Annotated in this window: 16 protein-coding genes; 7 read left to right on the top strand and 9 right to left on the bottom strand. The window is 68.9% G+C overall.

The genetic code is table 11. The annotated features are described in order from the left end of the window. Window positions 1–28: 28 nt before the first annotated feature. Both NON00_RS04330 and NON00_RS04325 read left to right on the top strand, forming a co-directional pair. Window positions 29–2266 carry an ATP-binding protein gene (locus NON00_RS04330; protein ID WP_370688666.1) on the top strand — a complete coding sequence of 746 codons (2238 nt, stop codon included), beginning with the start codon at window positions 29–31 and terminating at the stop codon, window positions 2264–2266. Beyond that, window positions 2256–3656: a sigma-54 dependent transcriptional regulator gene (locus tag NON00_RS04325; RefSeq protein ID WP_256017857.1), complete on the top strand. Its 1401-nt coding sequence runs from the start codon at window positions 2256–2258 to the stop codon at window positions 3654–3656. The genes NON00_RS04330 and NON00_RS04325 overlap by 11 nt, the downstream gene beginning before the upstream one ends. On the opposite strand, the gene NON00_RS04320 is transcribed toward NON00_RS04325, so the two are convergent. Beyond that, window positions 3648–3899, bottom strand: coding sequence for a hypothetical protein (locus NON00_RS04320; protein WP_256017856.1), 252 nt, complete (start codon window positions 3897–3899; stop codon window positions 3648–3650). The genes NON00_RS04325 and NON00_RS04320 overlap by 9 nt on opposite strands. On the opposite strand from NON00_RS04320, the gene NON00_RS04315 reads away from it, so the two are divergent. The 5 genes from NON00_RS04315 (at window position 3898) to NON00_RS04295 (ending at window position 8088) form a co-directional block, all read left to right on the top strand. Then, entirely contained in the window at window positions 3898–4770 is an 873-nt protein-coding gene (locus tag NON00_RS04315) for a D-amino-acid transaminase (RefSeq protein ID WP_256017855.1), read from the top strand. The two genes, NON00_RS04320 and NON00_RS04315, sit on opposite strands and share 2 nt — an antisense overlap. After that, window positions 4767–5453 (top strand): HAD family hydrolase, encoded by a 687-nt coding sequence (locus NON00_RS04310; RefSeq protein WP_256017854.1) that lies wholly within the window; start codon window positions 4767–4769, stop codon window positions 5451–5453. The genes NON00_RS04315 and NON00_RS04310 overlap by 4 nt, the downstream gene beginning before the upstream one ends. Before the next feature lie 117 nt (window positions 5454–5570). Then, window positions 5571–5915, top strand: a complete 345-nt coding sequence (gene hfq, locus NON00_RS04305) for an RNA chaperone Hfq (RefSeq protein ID WP_256017853.1) — start codon at window positions 5571–5573, stop codon at window positions 5913–5915. Continuing rightward, window positions 5893–7251, top strand: coding sequence for a GTPase HflX (gene hflX / locus NON00_RS04300; protein WP_370688665.1), 1359 nt, complete (start codon window positions 5893–5895; stop codon window positions 7249–7251). Before hfq ends, hflX begins: the two co-directional genes overlap by 23 nt. A 12-nt stretch (window positions 7252–7263) precedes the next feature. Continuing rightward, window positions 7264–8088: an inositol monophosphatase family protein gene (locus NON00_RS04295; RefSeq protein WP_256017852.1), complete on the top strand. Its 825-nt coding sequence runs from the start codon at window positions 7264–7266 to the stop codon at window positions 8086–8088. A gap of 52 nt (window positions 8089–8140) precedes the next feature. Here NON00_RS04295 and mazG read toward each other — a convergent pair whose 3' ends face one another. From mazG to NON00_RS04255, 8 genes are read right to left on the bottom strand one after another with little or no spacing between them, the layout of a single operon-like run. Continuing rightward, window positions 8141–8932 carry a nucleoside triphosphate pyrophosphohydrolase gene (gene mazG, locus NON00_RS04290; RefSeq protein ID WP_256017851.1) on the bottom strand — a complete coding sequence of 264 codons (792 nt, stop codon included), beginning with the start codon at window positions 8930–8932 and terminating at the stop codon, window positions 8141–8143. A gap of 60 nt (window positions 8933–8992) precedes the next feature. Further along, entirely contained in the window at window positions 8993–9739 is a 747-nt protein-coding gene (locus tag NON00_RS04285; protein WP_256017876.1) for an MBL fold metallo-hydrolase, read from the bottom strand. A 55-nt stretch (window positions 9740–9794) separates the two neighbouring features. Beyond that, complete coding sequence (locus tag NON00_RS04280; RefSeq protein WP_256017850.1) at window positions 9795–10568, bottom strand: TatD family hydrolase; 774 nt, start codon at window positions 10566–10568, stop codon at window positions 9795–9797. Continuing rightward, complete coding sequence (gene metG / locus NON00_RS04275) at window positions 10568–12133, bottom strand: methionine--tRNA ligase (RefSeq protein ID WP_256017849.1); 1566 nt, start codon at window positions 12131–12133, stop codon at window positions 10568–10570. The genes NON00_RS04280 and metG overlap by 1 nt, the downstream gene beginning before the upstream one ends. 11 nt (window positions 12134–12144) lie before the next feature. Continuing rightward, window positions 12145–13149, bottom strand: coding sequence for a DNA polymerase III subunit delta' (locus NON00_RS04270; RefSeq protein WP_256017848.1), 1005 nt, complete (start codon window positions 13147–13149; stop codon window positions 12145–12147). Next, entirely contained in the window at window positions 13146–13790 is a 645-nt protein-coding gene (gene tmk / locus NON00_RS04265) for a dTMP kinase (RefSeq protein WP_256017847.1), read from the bottom strand. Before tmk ends, NON00_RS04270 begins: the two co-directional genes overlap by 4 nt. Window position 13791: 1 nt before the next feature. After that, entirely contained in the window at window positions 13792–15006 is a 1215-nt protein-coding gene (locus tag NON00_RS04260) for a D-alanyl-D-alanine carboxypeptidase family protein (protein ID WP_256017846.1), read from the bottom strand. Window positions 15007–15029: 23 nt separating this feature from the next. Then, window positions 15030–15941 (bottom strand): septal ring lytic transglycosylase RlpA family protein, encoded by a 912-nt coding sequence (locus tag NON00_RS04255; RefSeq protein ID WP_256017845.1) that lies wholly within the window; start codon window positions 15939–15941, stop codon window positions 15030–15032. Window positions 15942–15945: the final 4 nt, after the last annotated feature.

The raw sequence follows: 15945 nt of genomic DNA, 5'->3' as shown, positions 1-15945 counted from the left end.
TGTGCTGGACCTGCTGCTCGGCCGCGCCATGACGCTGGGGCTGGCCGTCGGCGCGCTGCTGATGGGCCTAGCCACCTTCGTCGTGCTCTCCGGCGGCAGCCCCTTCGGCCCGACCAAGCCGGGGCAGGTGGTGGCCATCATGCTGGTGGGCGCCACCTTCCTGCTGCTGCTGATGGTCTCGCTCACCGCCCGCCTCGTCCGCATGTGGGCGGAGCGGCGGCGCGGCGCGGCGGCCTCGCGGCTGCATGTGCGCCTCGTCATGCTGTTCAGCGTGGTGGCGGTGGTGCCGGCGCTGCTGGTGGCGGTCTTCGCCGCCGTCTTCTTCAATCTCGGCATCCAGGCCTGGTTCAGCGACCGTGTGCGCGACACGCTCGAGGCCAGCCTCGTCGCCTCCCGCGCCTATCTGGACGAGCACCGCAACACCATCCGCGCCGATGCGCTGGCCATGGCGGCGGATCTCAACCGCGCCGGGCGGCTGCTGGATGAGAACCAGTTCGCCTTCGCCCAGATCCTGGCCACCCATACCGCGCTGCGCGGGCTGACCGATTCGGTGGTGTTCGAGCCGGTGCTGAACCGCGTGGTCAGCCATGCCGGGCTGACCACCGCCGCCGTGCTCGACCCGCTGCCCGCCTGGGCCATGGAGGTGGCGCGCGGCGGCGAGGTGGCCGTGCTGCCGGGCGAGAGCGAGGAGGGGCGCGTCCGCGCCCTGGTGGCGCTCGATATCGGCCCGGGGCTGATGCTGCTGATCGGCCGGCCGCTCGACCCCGGCGTGATCGAGCATATGCGCCGCACCGAACTGGCCTTCCAGCAATATGACCAGCTGGACCGCAACCGCTCCGGCCTGCAGATCACCTTCGTGATGATCTTCATCCTGGCGGCGCTGCTGGTGCTGATGGCGGCGGTGCTGATCGGCCTCGTCATCGCCAACCAGATCGCCCGGCCGCTCTCCCGCCTGATCGTGGCGGCGGAGCGGGTGCGCAGCGGCGACCTGACCGTGCGCGTGGCCGAGGGCGGGCCGGATGACGAGGTGGGCACCCTCTCGCGGGCCTTCAACCGCATGACCAACCAGCTCGCCGCCCAGCGCAGCGAGCTGATGGAAGCCTATCGCCAGATCGACGAGCGCCGCCGCTTCACCGAGACGGTGCTCTCCGGCGTCTCCGCCGGCGTCGTCGGCGTTGATGCGGAGGGGCGCGTCAACCTGCCCAACCGCCGCGCCAGCGAATTGCTCGGCCTCGACCTCGATGAGGCGCTGGGGCAGAAGCTGGAGGCGGTGGCCCCCGAATTCGCCCCCCTGCTGGCCCAGGCGCTTGCCCAGCCCCTGGCCCAGCCCGAGCGCACCCGCACGGCGGAAATCCGCATCGGCCCGGCCAGCGAACGGCGCACCCTGCTGGCCCAGATCGGCGCCGAGACGCAGAATGGCCGCGTCAACGGCTTCGTCCTCACCTTCGACGACATCACCGAGCTGCTCTCCGCCCAGCGCAAGGCGGCCTGGGCCGATGTCGCCCGCCGCATCGCGCATGAGATCAAGAACCCGCTGACGCCCATCCAGCTTTCGGCTGAGCGGCTGAAGCGCCGCTACCTGAAGCAGATCACCAACGACCCCGAGACCTTCGTGGCCTGCACCGACACCATCGTGCGGCAGGTGGGCGATATCGGGCGGATGGTGGATGAGTTCTCCGCCTTCGCCCGCATGCCGCAGCCGGTGATCCGCCCCGAGCCGCTCGACCAGGTGGCGCGCGAGGCGCTGGTGCTGCAGCAGAACGCCCACCACGCCATCCGCTTCGAGACGCGCATCCCGGAGGGCGTGCCGCGCACCCCCTGCGACCGCCGGCTGATCGGCCAGGCGCTGACCAACCTGCTGGCCAATGCCGCCGATGCCGTCGCCATGCGCATCCAGGCCGACGAGGCCGAGGGGCGCGCGCCGGTGCCGGGCCTCATCCTGCTCTCGGTTGAGCCGGGGGAGGAGACGGTCACGCTGGCGGTCGAGGATAATGGCCTCGGTCTGCCGCAGGGCGAGGAGCGGGAGCGCCTGACCGAGCCTTATGTGACGCATAAACCAAAAGGGACCGGCCTTGGTCTTGCCATTGTCAAGAAGATCATGGAGGACCACGGTGGCCGCCTGCTGCTGACCGAGAGGGAGGCGGCGGGGGGGCTTCCCGTGCCGGGGGCGCGGGCGGCCCTGGTGCTGCCGCGCCGCAGCGCGGCGGAGGCCAGCGGCCCGGAGATCGTGGGGAAGAGCACGGAGATGCAGCAGCATGGCGCATGATATCCTGATCGTCGATGACGAGCCGGACATCCGCGCGCTGATTGAAGGCATCCTCTCGGACGAGGGGTATGACACCCGCGTCGCGCAGAATTCGGACACGGCGCTGGCCGCCTTCCGCGCCCGCCGGCCCAGCCTCGTCATCCTGGATATCTGGCTGCAGAATTCGCGCCTGGATGGCCTCGGCATCCTGGAGGCGATGCAGCGCGACGATCCCTCGGTGCCGGTGGTGATGATCTCGGGCCATGGCACCATCGAGACGGCGGTGCAGGCCATCCAGCAGGGCGCCTACGACTTCATCGAGAAGCCCTTCAAGTCCGACCGGCTGCTGCTGATCGCCGAGCGGGCGCTGGAGGCGGCGCGGCTCAAGCGCGAGGTCAGCGAACTCAAGCTGCGCGCCGGGGCGGAGACGGAGCTGCTCGGCACCTCCCAGCTCATCAGCCAGCTGCGCGCGGCGATCGAGCGGGTGGCGCCCACCGGCTCGCGCGTGCTGATCTCCGGCCCCGCCGGGGCGGGCAAGGAGGTGGCGGCGCGCATGATCCATGCCCGCTCCCGCCGCGCCGGGGAGCCCTTCGTGGCGCTGAACTGCGCCACGCTGAACCCCGCCCGCTTCGAGGAAGAGCTGTTCGGCGTCGAGGCGGGGACGGACCCGCAGGCGGCGCCGCGCCGTGCCGGCGTGCTGGAGCGCGCCCATGGCGGCACGCTGCTGCTGGACGAGGTGGCGGATATGCCGCTGGAAACCCAGGGCAAGATCGTGCGCGCCCTGCAGGAACAGGGGTTCGAGCGGGTGGGCGGCGCCACGCGGGTGAAGGTGGATGTGCGCGTCATCGCCACCACCAACCGCGATCTGGCGGCGGAGATCGCCGCCGGGCGCTTCCGTGAGGATCTCTATTACCGCCTCGCCGTCGTGCCGCTGCGCGTGCCCGCGCTGCGCGAGCGGCGGGAGGATGTGCCCGTGCTCGCCCGCCACTTCATGGCGCGCTCCGCCGAGACATCCGGCGTGCCGGCGCGGGAGCTGTCAGAGGATGTGCTGGCGGCGATGCAGGCCTATGACTGGCCGGGCAATGTGCGCCAGCTGCGCAATCTGGTGGACTGGCTGCTGATCATGGCGCCGGGTGGGGCAGGGGAGCCGATCCGCCCCGAGATGCTGCCGCCCGAGGTCGGCTCCGCCGCCCCCGCCGCGCTGAAGCTCGACCGCTCCAGCGAGATCATGACCCTGCCGCTGCGCGAGGCGCGTGAATTGTTTGAGCGGCAATATCTGGAAGCACAATTGCTGCGCTTTGGCGGCAATATCAGCCGCACCGCCAATTTCGTCGGCATGGAGCGCAGCGCCCTGCACCGGAAGCTGAAGTTCCTCGGTGTGCAGGCAGAGGACCGGGCAGGATCAGCGTAAGCAGCGTTCTTTTTTGGAAAAAAGAACCAAAAAACTTTTTTCAGTTTCGTGTCCCGCTGTGCCGGGAGACGGCGGTAGCCTGGAAAAGTCTTTTTGCTTCTTTTTCTTCAGAAAAAGAAGATATTTTCCCTGATTTTGATCGCTGCCCTGGCTGAAAAGCCGGGCAGGGACTATTGCCGTCCTCCTGCATCGGCGCGAAGCTGCGCGCCCCGACTGGATCAACAGCGAAAGAGACCAGGGCATGTCCCGCATTGCCTATGTGAATGGCCGCTATGTCCCGCAGCGCGAGGCCAGCGTGAATATCGAGGACCGCGGCTATCAGTTCGGCGATGGCATCTATGAAGTGGTGCATCTCTACAATGGCCGCTTCATCGATGAGGATCTGCACCTGGACCGGCTGGAGCGTTCCCTGCGCGAGATCCGCCTGCCGATGCCGCTGACGCGCGCGGCCCTGTCGCATGTGTTGCAGGAGGTGGCGCGCAAGAACCGGGTGACCGAGGGCCTGCTCTACATGCAGGTGACGCGCGGCGTGGCGCGGCGCGACCATCCCTTCCCGGCGAAGCCGGTGCCGCCGGCCCTGGTGGTGACGGTCAAGCGTATCGCGCCTTACCCCGCCAGCATCGACAGCTGGGGCGGCAGCGCCATCACCCTGCCGGATCTGCGCTGGGCGCGGCGCGATATCAAAAGCGTGAACCTGCTGCCGAATGTGCTGGCCCGCCAGGCCGCGCGTGAGCAGGGCGCGACCGAGGCCATTCTCTATGAGGAAGGCACCGGCATCGTCACCGAGGGCGCGGCGACCAGCTTCTGGATCGTGGACGAGAAGGGTGCCATCCGCACCCGCGCCCTGTCCCACGCCATCCTGCCCGGCTGCACCCGCGGCGCGCTGATGGCGGAACTGCGCCAGCTTGGCATGGCCTGGGATGAGCGCGCCTTCACCCTGGATGAGCTGAAGCGGGCACGGGAAGCCTTCATCACCTCCGCCACCTCCTTCGTGAAGCCGATCCTGAAGATCGACGGCGTGGCGGTGGGGGATGGCAAGCCGGGGCCGGTGACGCGCCAGCTCTTCGAGATTTTTGCCCGCCATGTGAAGGGCGCGGCGAAGAACGCCGCATGATCGCGGTTCCGCTTCCGCCTGGCCTGCCCCGCCCCACAGCCATTCTGTGGGACTGGGACAACACGCTGGTCGATGCCTGGGCCGGGGTGCAGGCGGGGATGAATGCCGCGCTGCGCGCCTTCGGCCGGCCGGAATGGAGCCTGGAGCAGGTGCGGGCCCGCGCCCGCCTCTCGCTACGGGAATCCTTCCCGGCGCTGTTCGGCGCGGAATGGGAGCACGCGCGCGATCTGTTCTATGCCGAGGTCCGCGCCCGTCACCTGGAGTTCATCATGCCGCTGCCGGGCACCGTGGCGGCGTTGGAGCGTGGGGCGCTCTGGCCGATGGGCGTGGTTTCCAACAAGCAGGGTCCGATCCTGCGGGCGGAGGCCGCGCATCTGGGCTGGGCCGGGCATTTCGGCGTGCTGGTGGGGGCGGGGGATGCCGTGGCGGACAAACCCGCCGCCGCGCCTGTGCTGATGGCGCTGGAACGGCTGGGCGTGGCGCCAGGGCCGGCGGTCTGGTTCATCGGCGATACGGGGGTGGACATGCAGGCCGCCCGTGCCGCCGGGTGCAGCGCCGTGCTGCTGGGCGATGCCGCGCATGATGGCGGAATCGCCGCCCTGGCACCGGATGCGGTCTTCCCGGACGGCCATGTTCTCGCTGCGTGCCTGCACGGCCTTGCCAAGACCCCCCTGCCTGCGTGATCTTGCGGGCGAACCGGCGGGCAGCCCCGCACGCCGGGGCGTAGCCCCGCGTGAGCCGCAGCACCGACTGAACGGCCATGACAAGGTGGCTCGCCAAGAAGAAGAAGGACCGAGCCGATGGCCGCCGAGAAGTCCCAGAATGTTCAGGACGTGTTCCTGAACCATGTCCGCAAGAGCAAGACGCCGGTGACGATCTTCCTCGTCAATGGCGTCAAGCTCCAGGGCATCATCACCTGGTTTGACAATTTTTCCGTCCTGCTGCGTCGGGACGGTCACACCCAGCTGGTCTACAAGCACGCCATCAGCACCGTCATGCCGGGCGCGCCGATCATGCTGTTTGACGCCACGGCCGCCACGGCCGGGGCCGCCCAGGGCAATCCTGCCGGCGGCACCGTCACCGTGACGCGCGAGGGCACCATGACACTTCAGCGTGAGGTCAATCCTGTCGGCTCCTCCGACTGACAAAGTCACGGACCAGGGTGGCAAGCCCACCCTGGCCGCCGTGATCCTGCCCTATGAGCGGTCTTCGCGCCCGGGTGGCGCGGAGGGCGTCATTCCCTTCCCGGACCACCGTGGCGCCGCCAACCGCGCCGCCGAGGCCAAGCTGGCCGAGGCGGTGGGCCTGGCGGCTTCCATTGGCCTGACCATCGTCCACAGCGCGGTCTTCCCGCTGCGCGGGCGCCGGCCTTCCACCCTGCTGGGCGAAGGGCAGGTGGAGATGGCGCGCCTCGCCATCGAGGAAAACCAGATCGGCGTCGTGGTGGTGGATGCCGCCCTCTCGCCCGTGCAGCAGCGCAACCTGGAGCGCGAATGGCACTGCAAGGTGATCGACCGCACCGGGTTGATCCTGGAGATTTTCGGCGAGCGGGCCCGCACCAAGGAAGGCACGCTGCAGGTCGAGCTGGCGCATCTGGAATACCAGCGCACGCGCCTCGTGCGGTCCTGGACCCACCTGGAACGGCAGCGCGGCGGCTTCGGCTTCCTGGGCGGCCCGGGTGAAAGCCAGATCGAGATCGACCGCCGCCTGATCGGCGAGCGCATCGTCAAGCTGAAGCGCGAACTCGAGCAGGTGCGCCGCACCCGTGGCCTGCACCGGGCTGCGCGCACCCGCGTGCCGTTTCCGGTGGTGGCGCTGGTGGGCTATACCAATGCCGGCAAGTCCACCCTGTTCAACGCCCTGACCGGCGCCGGTGTCTACGCGCAGGACCAGCTTTTCGCCACGCTGGACCCGACCATGCGCGCCATCCGCCTGCCCAGCGGGCGGACCGTCATCCTCTCCGACACGGTGGGCTTCATCAGCGACCTGCCGACGCAGCTGATCGAGGCCTTCCGCGCGACGCTGGAGGAGGTGGCGGCGGCTGACATCATCCTGCATGTGCGGGATGTGGCGCACCCGGACACCACGGCCCAGCGCAACGACGTGGTTGGCGTGCTCACCGAGATGGCGGGCGGCGCCCATGCCACGCTGGACGAGAACTGGCCGGCCCGCACCATCGAGGTGCTGAACAAGGCCGATCTGCTGGGCGGCACGGCCGAGGTGCCGGGGGTGAATGATGCCGGCTCCGTCGCCGTCTCGGCGCTGACGGGGGAGGGGCTGGATGCGCTGCGCGCGGCCCTCGATGCCCGCATGGCGGCCGGGATGGAGGTGGCCGAATACAGCCTGCCACCCAGTGACGGTGCCCGTATCGCCTGGCTCTACCAGCATGGCGAGGTGCTCGCCCGCGAGGATGCCGAGGACGCGGTGCGCCTGACGGTGCGGCTGTCTCCCGCCAACCGCGCCCGCTTCGAACAGGCCTGACGGGGATATCCGATGCGCTTCACCCATGCCCAGGCGAGCGACCTCGCCGCCCTGCTGCGCGAGGCCGCCCGCGCCGAGATCCTGCCGCGCTTCCGGCGGCTCTCGGCCGAGGCCATCCGCAGCAAGTCCAGCCCGATGGATCTGGTGACCGATGCCGATGAGGCTGCGGAACGCCAGATCACCGCCGCCCTGCAGGCCCGCTTCCCGGGCTGCGTCGTGGTGGGGGAGGAAGCCTGTGCCGCGGATCCCTCCCTCCTGGGGCGGCTGGCGGGGGCGGATCTCGCCTTCGTGGTGGACCCGGTGGATGGCACGGCCAATTTCGCTGCCGGCGTGCCGCTTTTCGGCTGCATGGCCGCTGCCGTGGTGAAGGGCGAGGTGGTGGGCGCCTGGATTCATGATCCGCTGGGCGACGATACCGCCATCGCGCTGCGCGGGGAGGGGGCCTGGATCGAAACCCCCTCCGGCGAGCGGAGCGACCTGCGGGTGGCGGCGCCGGTGCCGGTTGAGCGGATGATCGGCGCCGTCTCCTGGACCTGGATGGCGGAGCCTCTGCGCAGCCAGGTCACCGCCCGGCTGCCACGGCTGGCGAGCGGTGTGCAGTTCCGCTGCGCTGCGCATGAGTATCGCCTGGTGGCCTCGGGCGGGGCGCATATCGTCATCTATAATAGGCTGATGCCCTGGGACCACCTGCCGGGCTGGCTGCTGCACCGGGAGGCGGGCGGCTATAGCGCGCGCTTCGATGGTAGCGAATATCAGCCCGAGCATACGGGGGGCGGATTGCTGGCGGCGCCGGACAGGGAAAGCTGGCAGGCGGCGCGCGAGGCGCTGCTCGCATAAGACAGAGAAGAAGGCTGGGGGGATGAGATCCCCCCAGACCCCGCTTTCAGAGTTAGGCTTTTTCGGCCCGCTTCACGGCCTGCCATTCGGCTTCCATCCGCTCCAGCCCAGCTTCCTGTGGCGTGAGGCCTTCCGCGGATAGCCGTGCTTCTACGGCTCCAAAGCGGCGTTCGAACTTCGCATTGGCGGCCCGCAGGCAGGCTTCCGGGTCGAGATCCAGCTTGCGCCCGAGGTTGGCCAGGACGAAGAGCATGTCGCCATACTCTTCCGCGATGGCCTCGCGCGAGCCAGTGTCCAGCTCAGCACGCAGTTCGGCGGTTTCCTCTGCCAGCTTATCCAGCACGCCGGCGGCATCCGGCCAGTCGAAGCCCACATGGGCCACGCGGCGGGTGATCTTGGCGGCGCGGGTCAGGGCTGGCAGGGCAACAGGAAGGCCAGCCAGGGTGCCGGTTTCAGCACGGGCGGCGCGTTCGGCCTGCTTCTGGGTTTCCCAGGCCTCGGTTTGGGTGGCGGCATCCCGCGCGGCAGCCTCGCCAAAGACATGCGGGTGGCGGCGGATCATCTTGTCCGAAATGCCCTGAGCAACAGCGGCGAAATCAAAGGCGCCGGCCTCGCTCGCCATTTGAGCGTGGTAGACGACCTGGAAGAGCAAATCGCCCAGTTCATCCTGAAGTGCGGGCATGTCCGCTTTGGCGATGGCATCGGCGACCTCATAGGCTTCCTCGATCGTGTAGGGCGCGATCGAGGCGAAGTCCTGCACACGGTCCCACGGGCAACCATCAGGGGCACGTAGTCGGGCCATGATCTCCAGCAGCCGGGTGAGGGTGCAAGCGGCGGCGGTCATGGTCAAAGCCCTTTATTTGAGTTGCGCTTAAGATAGCGCATAAGGAAGATTATGACAAATTTAAAAGAGTGAATGCAGGACCATGCCATCCCAGGCAGCCGTCACACCCTCAGGCAAATGAGCCCTCAGCCACGCCCAATCCATGTCCGGCCCCATATGGGTCAGAACGACACGGCGTGGCTTCAGCAGATCCCGCCATTCAAGAACCCGCTCCAGATGGGCATGAACACTGTGCGGACGGCGTTGGAAGCACCCCACGATCCAGGTTTCCACGCCCTTCAAAGCCTCAAGGCTTTCATCCGGCAGATGCACAACATCGGTGGAATAAGCGAAGCGCCCTATCCGCAGGCCCAAGGTATCCATCACCTTGTGGTCCTGGCGGAACAGCGTCACCGGAAGGCCGGCGATGTCCAGCGTATCCCCTGGCTCCACCGGATGTGGCGTCAATGCGGGCCGATAGAAGGCTGGCGCGGTCGGCTCACGGAAAACGTAGTCAAAGCGCGCCCTTAACTCAGCCAAGGTATCCGGCATGGCATGAACCGGAATGGCCGCGCCAATGGCCCGGTTCAAAGGACGGAATTCATCCAGGCCCATGATATGGTCGGCATGGCCATGCGTGACCAACAGCGCATCAACACGACCGATCCGACAGGCCAGGAGTTGGCGGCGCAGATCCGGCCCGGCATCGACCAGCAGACGGCGCCCATCCTCGGCCTCGATCAGGATCGAGGAACGCGTCCGGTTATTGCGTGGCTCGGCTGGATCACACAGGCCCCAATCACCGGCCCCATCCGGGCCACCCAGCATGGGCACGCCAGCCGAGCCACCGCAGCCCAGAATGGTTATTTTTAAGTTCAAAGCTTTAACGGGCTTTCTGGAATAGCCGAAAAAAATTCTCGGTGGTGATGCGAGCCAGTTCCTCCGGGCTCACCTGCTTCACTTCGGCCAAGACACGCGCCGTATGGGCGACATAGGAAGGCTCGTTGCGCTTTCCGCGGAACGGCACCGGCGCCAGGTAGGGCGAGTCAGTCTCCACCAGCAACCGCTCCATCGGCACATCGCGAGCGATGTCGCGGATTTCCTGGGATTTGGGGAATGTCAAGATGCCCGAAAGGGAGACATATCCTCCAAGATCAAGAGCTTCCTCGGCAAGCTTGCGTCCAGAACTGAAGCAGTGGAGGAGAAAGGGGAAGTCACCCCCCTGCCCCTTTTCTTCCTTGAGCAGCGCCAGAATATCCTCATCCGCATCGCGGGCGTGGATCACAAGCGGCAGCTGCGTGGCCTGGGCCGCGCGGATATGGCGGCGGAAGCCTTCCTGCTGCACCGCGCGCGGGGCCTTGTCGTAAAAATAGTCCAGCCCGCTCTCGCCGATGCCGATGATGCGCGGGTGCTGCGTGGCGGAGACGATCTCCTCCACCGTTGGCAGCGGAGCTTCGCCGACGCTTTGCGGATGGACGCCAACCGTGCCCCAGACCTGCGGGAAGCGCTCGGCCAGGGCTTTCACCGTCTCGGCCTGCGACATGCGCACGCCAATGGTCACCATCCGGCCCACCCCGGCCGCAGCAGCGCGGGCCAGGATGTCCTCGATCTCCGCCTCAGTAAAGTAGTCGAGGTGGCAGTGGCTGTCGACGAGCATCAGGCCTCGCCCTGGATCTTCTGGAAGAGCGGGCTGGGCGCCGGCAGGGCAATGCCGCCGGGCAGCGGCGTCGCCAGGGCATCCACCCCACGCGCCTCGGCTGGCACGCCGAGCTGGTCCAGCAGCTTCGCCATCGTCTCCGGCATGAAAGGCCAGAGCAGCGTGGCGAAGACACGCAGGGCATCATGCAGGGTGCGCAGCACCACCACCATGCGCTCCGGGTCGGTTTTCTTCAGCGCCCAGGGCTGTTCACGGGTGATGTACCCATTGGCCTCGCGGATGGAGGCGAAGAGCAGCGACAGAGCGGCATCGAATTTCTGCTCGTTCAGCAGCGCATCGACCTTGGCGGCCAGCCAGGCGGGGCTGCCTTCGGCATCACCATGGCCGGTGGCCGCCAGGAAGCCACGGTCCGCCTCCGCCTGGGCGGCGGCGGGCTCCGGCAACAGGCCGCCGCAATTGCGCTGGATCAGGCTGAGCGTGCGGTTGGCGAGGTTGCCCAGGGCATCCGCCAGTTCGCCATTCAGGCGGCCGATCAGGGCCTTGCGCTGGAAGTCGCCATCCTGACCGAAGGGCACCTCGCGCAGGAGGAAATAACGCACCGCGTCCAGGCCAAATTCCTCGACCAGCGCCAGCGGGTCGATGACATTGCCGAGGGACTTGGAGATCTTCTGCCCCTCATTCGTCCACCAGCCATGGGCGAAGACGCGCTTCGGCGTGGGCAGGCCGGCGGCCATCAGGAAGGCCGGCCAGAAAATCGCATGGAAGCGGACGATATCCTTGCCGACGAAATGGATATCCGCCGGCCAGAATTTCCAGGATTCTGCCTTTTCATCGGGATAGCCGAGGGCGGTGATGTAGTTTGTCAGCGCATCCAGCCAGACATACATCACATGGGCTTCGTCACCCGGCACCTTCACACCCCACTTGAAGGAGGTGCGGGAAATGGACAGGTCGCTCAGCCCGCTCCTGACGAAACTGATGACTTCGTTGCGACGCGAAACCGGTGCGATAAAGTCCGGATTTTCTTCATAAAATGTCAGAAGTCGATCCTGCCAGTTGGACAGGCGGAAGAAGTAGGAAGGCTCCCTCACCCACTCCACCGGCGCGCCGGTCGGGGCGAATTTCTGGCCGTCCTTCTCGGTGATCTCGTCCGGGCCATAGAAGGCCTCGTCGCGCACCGCGTACCAGCCCTCGTAATGGCCGAGATAGATCTCGCCCTTCTCCTCCAGCGTCTTCCACAGCGCGGCGCAGGCGGCCTTGTGGCGCTCCTCCGTGGTGCGGATGAAGGCATCGTTGGAATAGTTCATCCGGGCCGCGAGATCGCGGAAGGCATGGCTCACCGTATCGGTGAAGCTCTGCGGATCCATGCCGCGCGCCTCGGCGGCCTTCTCGACCTTCTGGCCGTGCTCGTCCGTGCCGGTGAGGAAGAAGACCTCATGCCCGGTCATGCGCTTCCACCGCGCGAGCACATCGGCCGCCAGCGAGGTGTAGGCGTGGCCGATATGCGGCTTGTCGTTCACGTAGTAGATGGGCGTCGTCAGGTAGAAGCGCCGCTCGCTCGTCATGCTCTTGGTCCTCAGCGCGAGGCCAGTTGCGAGAGTCCGCTCAGCACCGCCTGCTTGCGGTCCAGATTCAGGGTTTCGGTCTCGTCGGCCAGGCGGCCCAGGGTGTCCCACAGCGCCGCCCAATCGGCAAGCGGGCGGGTTGCGATGTAGCCCGGCGCCGGCTGCCCGCGGCCGGCAGCGCGGATGGCGCCACCCAGCTCCTGCCGCAGCAACGCGATGAAGGTGGTGAAGGCACTGCCGTCACGCCGCGATGCCAGGAAGTCGCCCAGCTCGTGCAGGGCGCGCGGCTCCGGGCGTGGCAGGCTGGCCAGAAAACCCTCCACCTGCTGCTGCAGGGCCAGCCCATCGCCCTCGGCCAGTTGCAGGGCGCGGCCCGGGGCGCCTCCGGCAATGCGTGCCAGGGTGGCGCGCTGCGCCTCCGGCATCTCGGGCAGCCAGTGCCCCAACACCCGCTCCATGGTCGGCTCCGGCAGCGGGAAAAGGTCAATGCGCCGGCAGCGGCTGCGGATGGTGGGCAGCAGCCGGTCCGGCGCCGCCGTGGTCAGCAGCAGCAGGGCGCGGGCGGGCGGCTCCTCCAGGGTTTTCAGCAGGGCGTTCTGGGCTTCGGCGTTCATCGCCTCGGCCTGTTCGACCACAATGATGCGCCACCCCCCTTCCGCCGCCGTCAGGCCGAGAAAGCGCGGCACCTGCCGCACCTCGTCCACACGGATGATCAGCTTCACCCCGCGCTCGCCGGCATTGGGGGCGAGGCTGCGCAGATCGGCATGGGCGCCGGCGGCGACACGGCGGAACACCGCATCCCCCGGCGGGAGAGAGAGGGGCGACGGCCCGGGCGGGCGCCCGGCCAGCAGCCAGCGGGCGAAGCGATAGGCCAGCGTCGCCTTGCCCACCCCGCGCGGCCCGGCCAGCAGCCAGGCATGGTGCAGCCGCCCCGCCCCCGCCGCCTCGGCCAGCGCGGCGGCGGCATGCTCATGGCCGAAAAGGTCGGGGTTGGCGCGGGCCTCGGGCGGGGTCACAGCGGTGCGCCCAGGCGGTCCCGCAGCACGGCCCCGGCGGCCTCGGCCAGGGCGGCGGGCGGCATTTTGGCATCCAGCACGGCGCAGCGCCCCGGCTCGGCCGTGGCGATGGACTGGAAGGCGGCGTGGACGCGGCTGTGGAAGGCCTCGCCCATCGCCTCGATGCGGTCCGGCGCGCCGCCACTGCGCGCCAGCGCGCGGGCCATGCCCTGCGCCGGCGGCAGGTCCAGCACCAGGGTGCAATCGGGTGCGAAACCCTCCAGCGCCACGGCGGCCAGCCCCTCCCACACCCGGCGTGGCAGGCCATGGCCGTGGCACTGATAGGCCAGGGTGGAATCGGCGAAGCGGTCGCACACCACCCAGATGCCGGCTTGCAGCGCCGGCAGGATGGTCTTGGCCAGATGCTCCCGCCGCGCCGCGAACATCAGCATGGCCTCGGCCACCGGGTCCCAGGCGATGCCCCCCGTCAGCAGCAGGCCGCGCAGCGCCTCCGCCCCCGGGGCGCCGCCCGGCTCGCGGGTGCGCAGCACCGGCAGCCCGGCCGCCGCCAGCCGTGCCGCCAGGGCGCGGGAGAGGGTGGTCTTCCCCGCCCCCTCCCCGCCTTCCAGCGTGATGAAGCGGCCGCGCGCGGGCGCCGCCATCTCAGCCCGAGACCAGCCGGCCGATCACCGCCGGAATGCGCGGGATCAGGCCCAGCTTCGGCACATCCGCCCCGGCATAGAGCGGCAGCTGCATCGGCGGCACGCCCTGGCCGGAGATGTCGAGCACCCCGACCTCCTGCCCCTTGGCGATCGGCGCCGGGATGGGGCCGTTGTAGCGTAGCTTCACCTGCAGGTTGCGCCGCCACTGCTTCGGCAGGGTCAGCACCAGGTCCTTGCCGCCCACCAGCGGCACCGTGGCCTGCTCGCCCAGATAGACCGGGGCGCTCTCCACCGTGTCGGCGGCGCGGAAGAGGACCACGCTCTCGAACTCGCGGAAGCCCCATTCGATCAGGCGTTCCGCCTCCTCGCCGCGCTGGCGCATGGAGGTCAGGCCGTTCACCACCAGGATCACCCGCCGGTCCCCACGCTTGACCGTGCCGACGAGGCCATAGCCCGCCGCCTCGGTATGCCCGGTCTTCAGCCCGTCCGCCCCCGGCACGCGGCCGAGCAGCGGGTTGCGATTCTCCTGCGTGATGCCGTTCCAGAGGAAGGAACGCTCGCTGTAGATCGGGAAGTATTGCGGGAAATCGGTGATCAGCCGGCGCGCCAGGATGCCGAGGTCGCGCGCCGTCATCTTGTGCTCGGGGTCGGGCCAGCCGGTCGCGTTGCGGAAGGTGCTGTCGTGCAGGCCGATCTTCTTGGCGTATTCGTTCAGCAGCTCGGCGAATTGCTGCTCGCTGCCGCTGATGCCCTCGGCCAGCACGATGCAGGCATCATTGCCGGAATGCACGATGACGCCGCGCGCCAGATTGTCGATCGAGATGGAACTGCCCAGCTCGACGAACATCTTGGAGCCGCCCATGCGCCAGGCGCGCTCGCTCACCGGCAGGGTCTGGTCCAGCCGCAGCCGCCCCTGCTTGAGCAGGTCGAAGACGACATACATCGTCATCAGCTTCGACATGGAGGAAGGCGGCATGCGCTCGTCCGCGTTCTTCTCCAGCAGCACGGCGCCGGTGTCGCAGTCGATCATGATCGCCTGCTGCGCGCTCGTGTCGAGCGGGCCAAGCGGGGTGGTGGCGGGGCTGCCGGAGGCGGTCGGCGCGGCCGGGGCGGGGCGTCCCGCGGGGCGGCGGGCCTGCGCCAGGACGGGGGCGGGCAGCGTGCCGGCGGCAAGCACCGCGGCGGCACCGCCCAGCAGGGCACGGCGAAGCGGCATCGCGGGAAATCTCCTGATTGGATCTAGTCGACCAGAATGCGGGCCTCGGATACGCCAGCGCGGCGCACCATCTCAAGCGCTGTATCCGCCTGGGAGACCTGCGGGAAGGGGCCCAGGCGGACACGATACTCCGGCCGGCGCGGCGGGCCGAAGCTTTCCACCCGCGCGCCGCCAATGCGCGCCGCCTGGCGCTGCGCATCGGACCAGTTGCTGAAGGTGCTGGCCTGCACATAGAGCCGGCCCGGCCGCGCCGGCCCCTGCCAGACCTGTTCCGGCAGGCGGTCCGGCACCGGGGAGGCGCCCGCCTCAGCGGCGGCGGAAAGGATGGCGGGGCCAGGGCGGGCCTGGCGCAGCTGGGTGGCGGCCTGGGCGCCGGGTGGGGGCGGCAGGGCCTCGGCCTCCAGCGCGCCGCGGGGCGCCGTGGCCACCGCCAGGGCGCGGTTCTCCGCCTGCGGCAGGCTGCCGGCCAGCTGGCGCGAGAGATCGGCCTCCACCGCCAGCGCGATCTGCGTGCCCCCGGACAGCGGCACCCCGAGCAACTCCGCCGCCCGCCGTGACAGGGCGAGCCCCCGGCCCGCCTGGGCCGGACCACGGTCATTCACCCGCACGCGGATTTCCCGGCCATTCTCCAGGTTGGTCACGCGCAGGATGGCGGGCAGCTGCAGCGTGCGGTGGGCGGCCACCAGGGCAGTGGGATCGTAGATCTCGCCATTGGCCGTGTTGCGCCCCGCCCGGCTGTCGGCGACCACGGCGGCAAGGCCCGTCTCCTGCAGGGCGAAATCCTCGCGCGGATAGTACCAGACGCCGCCCATCTCATAGGGTTCGCCCACACTGTAGCGGCTGGCACCGCTGCCGGGCGTGGCAGGAGGGCGATTGCAGGCCGTGGCGAGCAGCGGCAGCGCCAGCAGCGTGGCGTTCAGCAGGCGGCGGCGCATGGCG

This window comes from Roseomonas sp. GC11 (genome assembly GCF_024437745.1).
GTDB lineage: Bacteria > Pseudomonadota > Alphaproteobacteria > Acetobacterales > Acetobacteraceae > Pseudoroseomonas.
The sequence above is the reverse complement of the archived record's forward strand: the minus strand, read 5'-3'. Positions and strand labels throughout refer to the sequence as shown.

Coding starts and splice junctions, on each gene's coding strand:
- NON00_RS04330 (WP_370688666.1), top strand. CDS start 29: ATGACGCTGGGGCTGGCCGTCGGCGCGCTGCTGATGGGCCTAGCCACC.
- NON00_RS04325 (WP_256017857.1), top strand. CDS start 2,256: ATGGCGCATGATATCCTGATCGTCGATGACGAGCCGGACATCCGCGCG.
- NON00_RS04315 (WP_256017855.1), top strand. CDS start 3,898: ATGTCCCGCATTGCCTATGTGAATGGCCGCTATGTCCCGCAGCGCGAG.
- NON00_RS04320 (WP_256017856.1), bottom strand. CDS start 3,899: ATGCCCTGGTCTCTTTCGCTGTTGATCCAGTCGGGGCGCGCAGCTTCG.
- NON00_RS04310 (WP_256017854.1), top strand. CDS start 4,767: ATGATCGCGGTTCCGCTTCCGCCTGGCCTGCCCCGCCCCACAGCCATT.
- hfq (WP_256017853.1), top strand. CDS start 5,571: ATGGCCGCCGAGAAGTCCCAGAATGTTCAGGACGTGTTCCTGAACCAT.
- NON00_RS04295 (WP_256017852.1), top strand. CDS start 7,264: ATGCGCTTCACCCATGCCCAGGCGAGCGACCTCGCCGCCCTGCTGCGC.
- mazG (WP_256017851.1), bottom strand. CDS start 8,932: ATGACCGCCGCCGCTTGCACCCTCACCCGGCTGCTGGAGATCATGGCC.
- NON00_RS04285 (WP_256017876.1), bottom strand. CDS start 9,739: ATGCTGGGTGGCCCGGATGGGGCCGGTGATTGGGGCCTGTGTGATCCA.
- NON00_RS04280 (WP_256017850.1), bottom strand. CDS start 10,568: ATGCTCGTCGACAGCCACTGCCACCTCGACTACTTTACTGAGGCGGAG.
- metG (WP_256017849.1), bottom strand. CDS start 12,133: ATGACGAGCGAGCGGCGCTTCTACCTGACGACGCCCATCTACTACGTG.
- tmk (WP_256017847.1), bottom strand. CDS start 13,790: ATGGCGGCGCCCGCGCGCGGCCGCTTCATCACGCTGGAAGGCGGGGAG.
- NON00_RS04260 (WP_256017846.1), bottom strand. CDS start 15,006: ATGCCGCTTCGCCGTGCCCTGCTGGGCGGTGCCGCCGCGGTGCTTGCC.
- NON00_RS04255 (WP_256017845.1), bottom strand. CDS start 15,941: ATGCGCCGCCGCCTGCTGAACGCCACGCTGCTGGCGCTGCCGCTGCTC.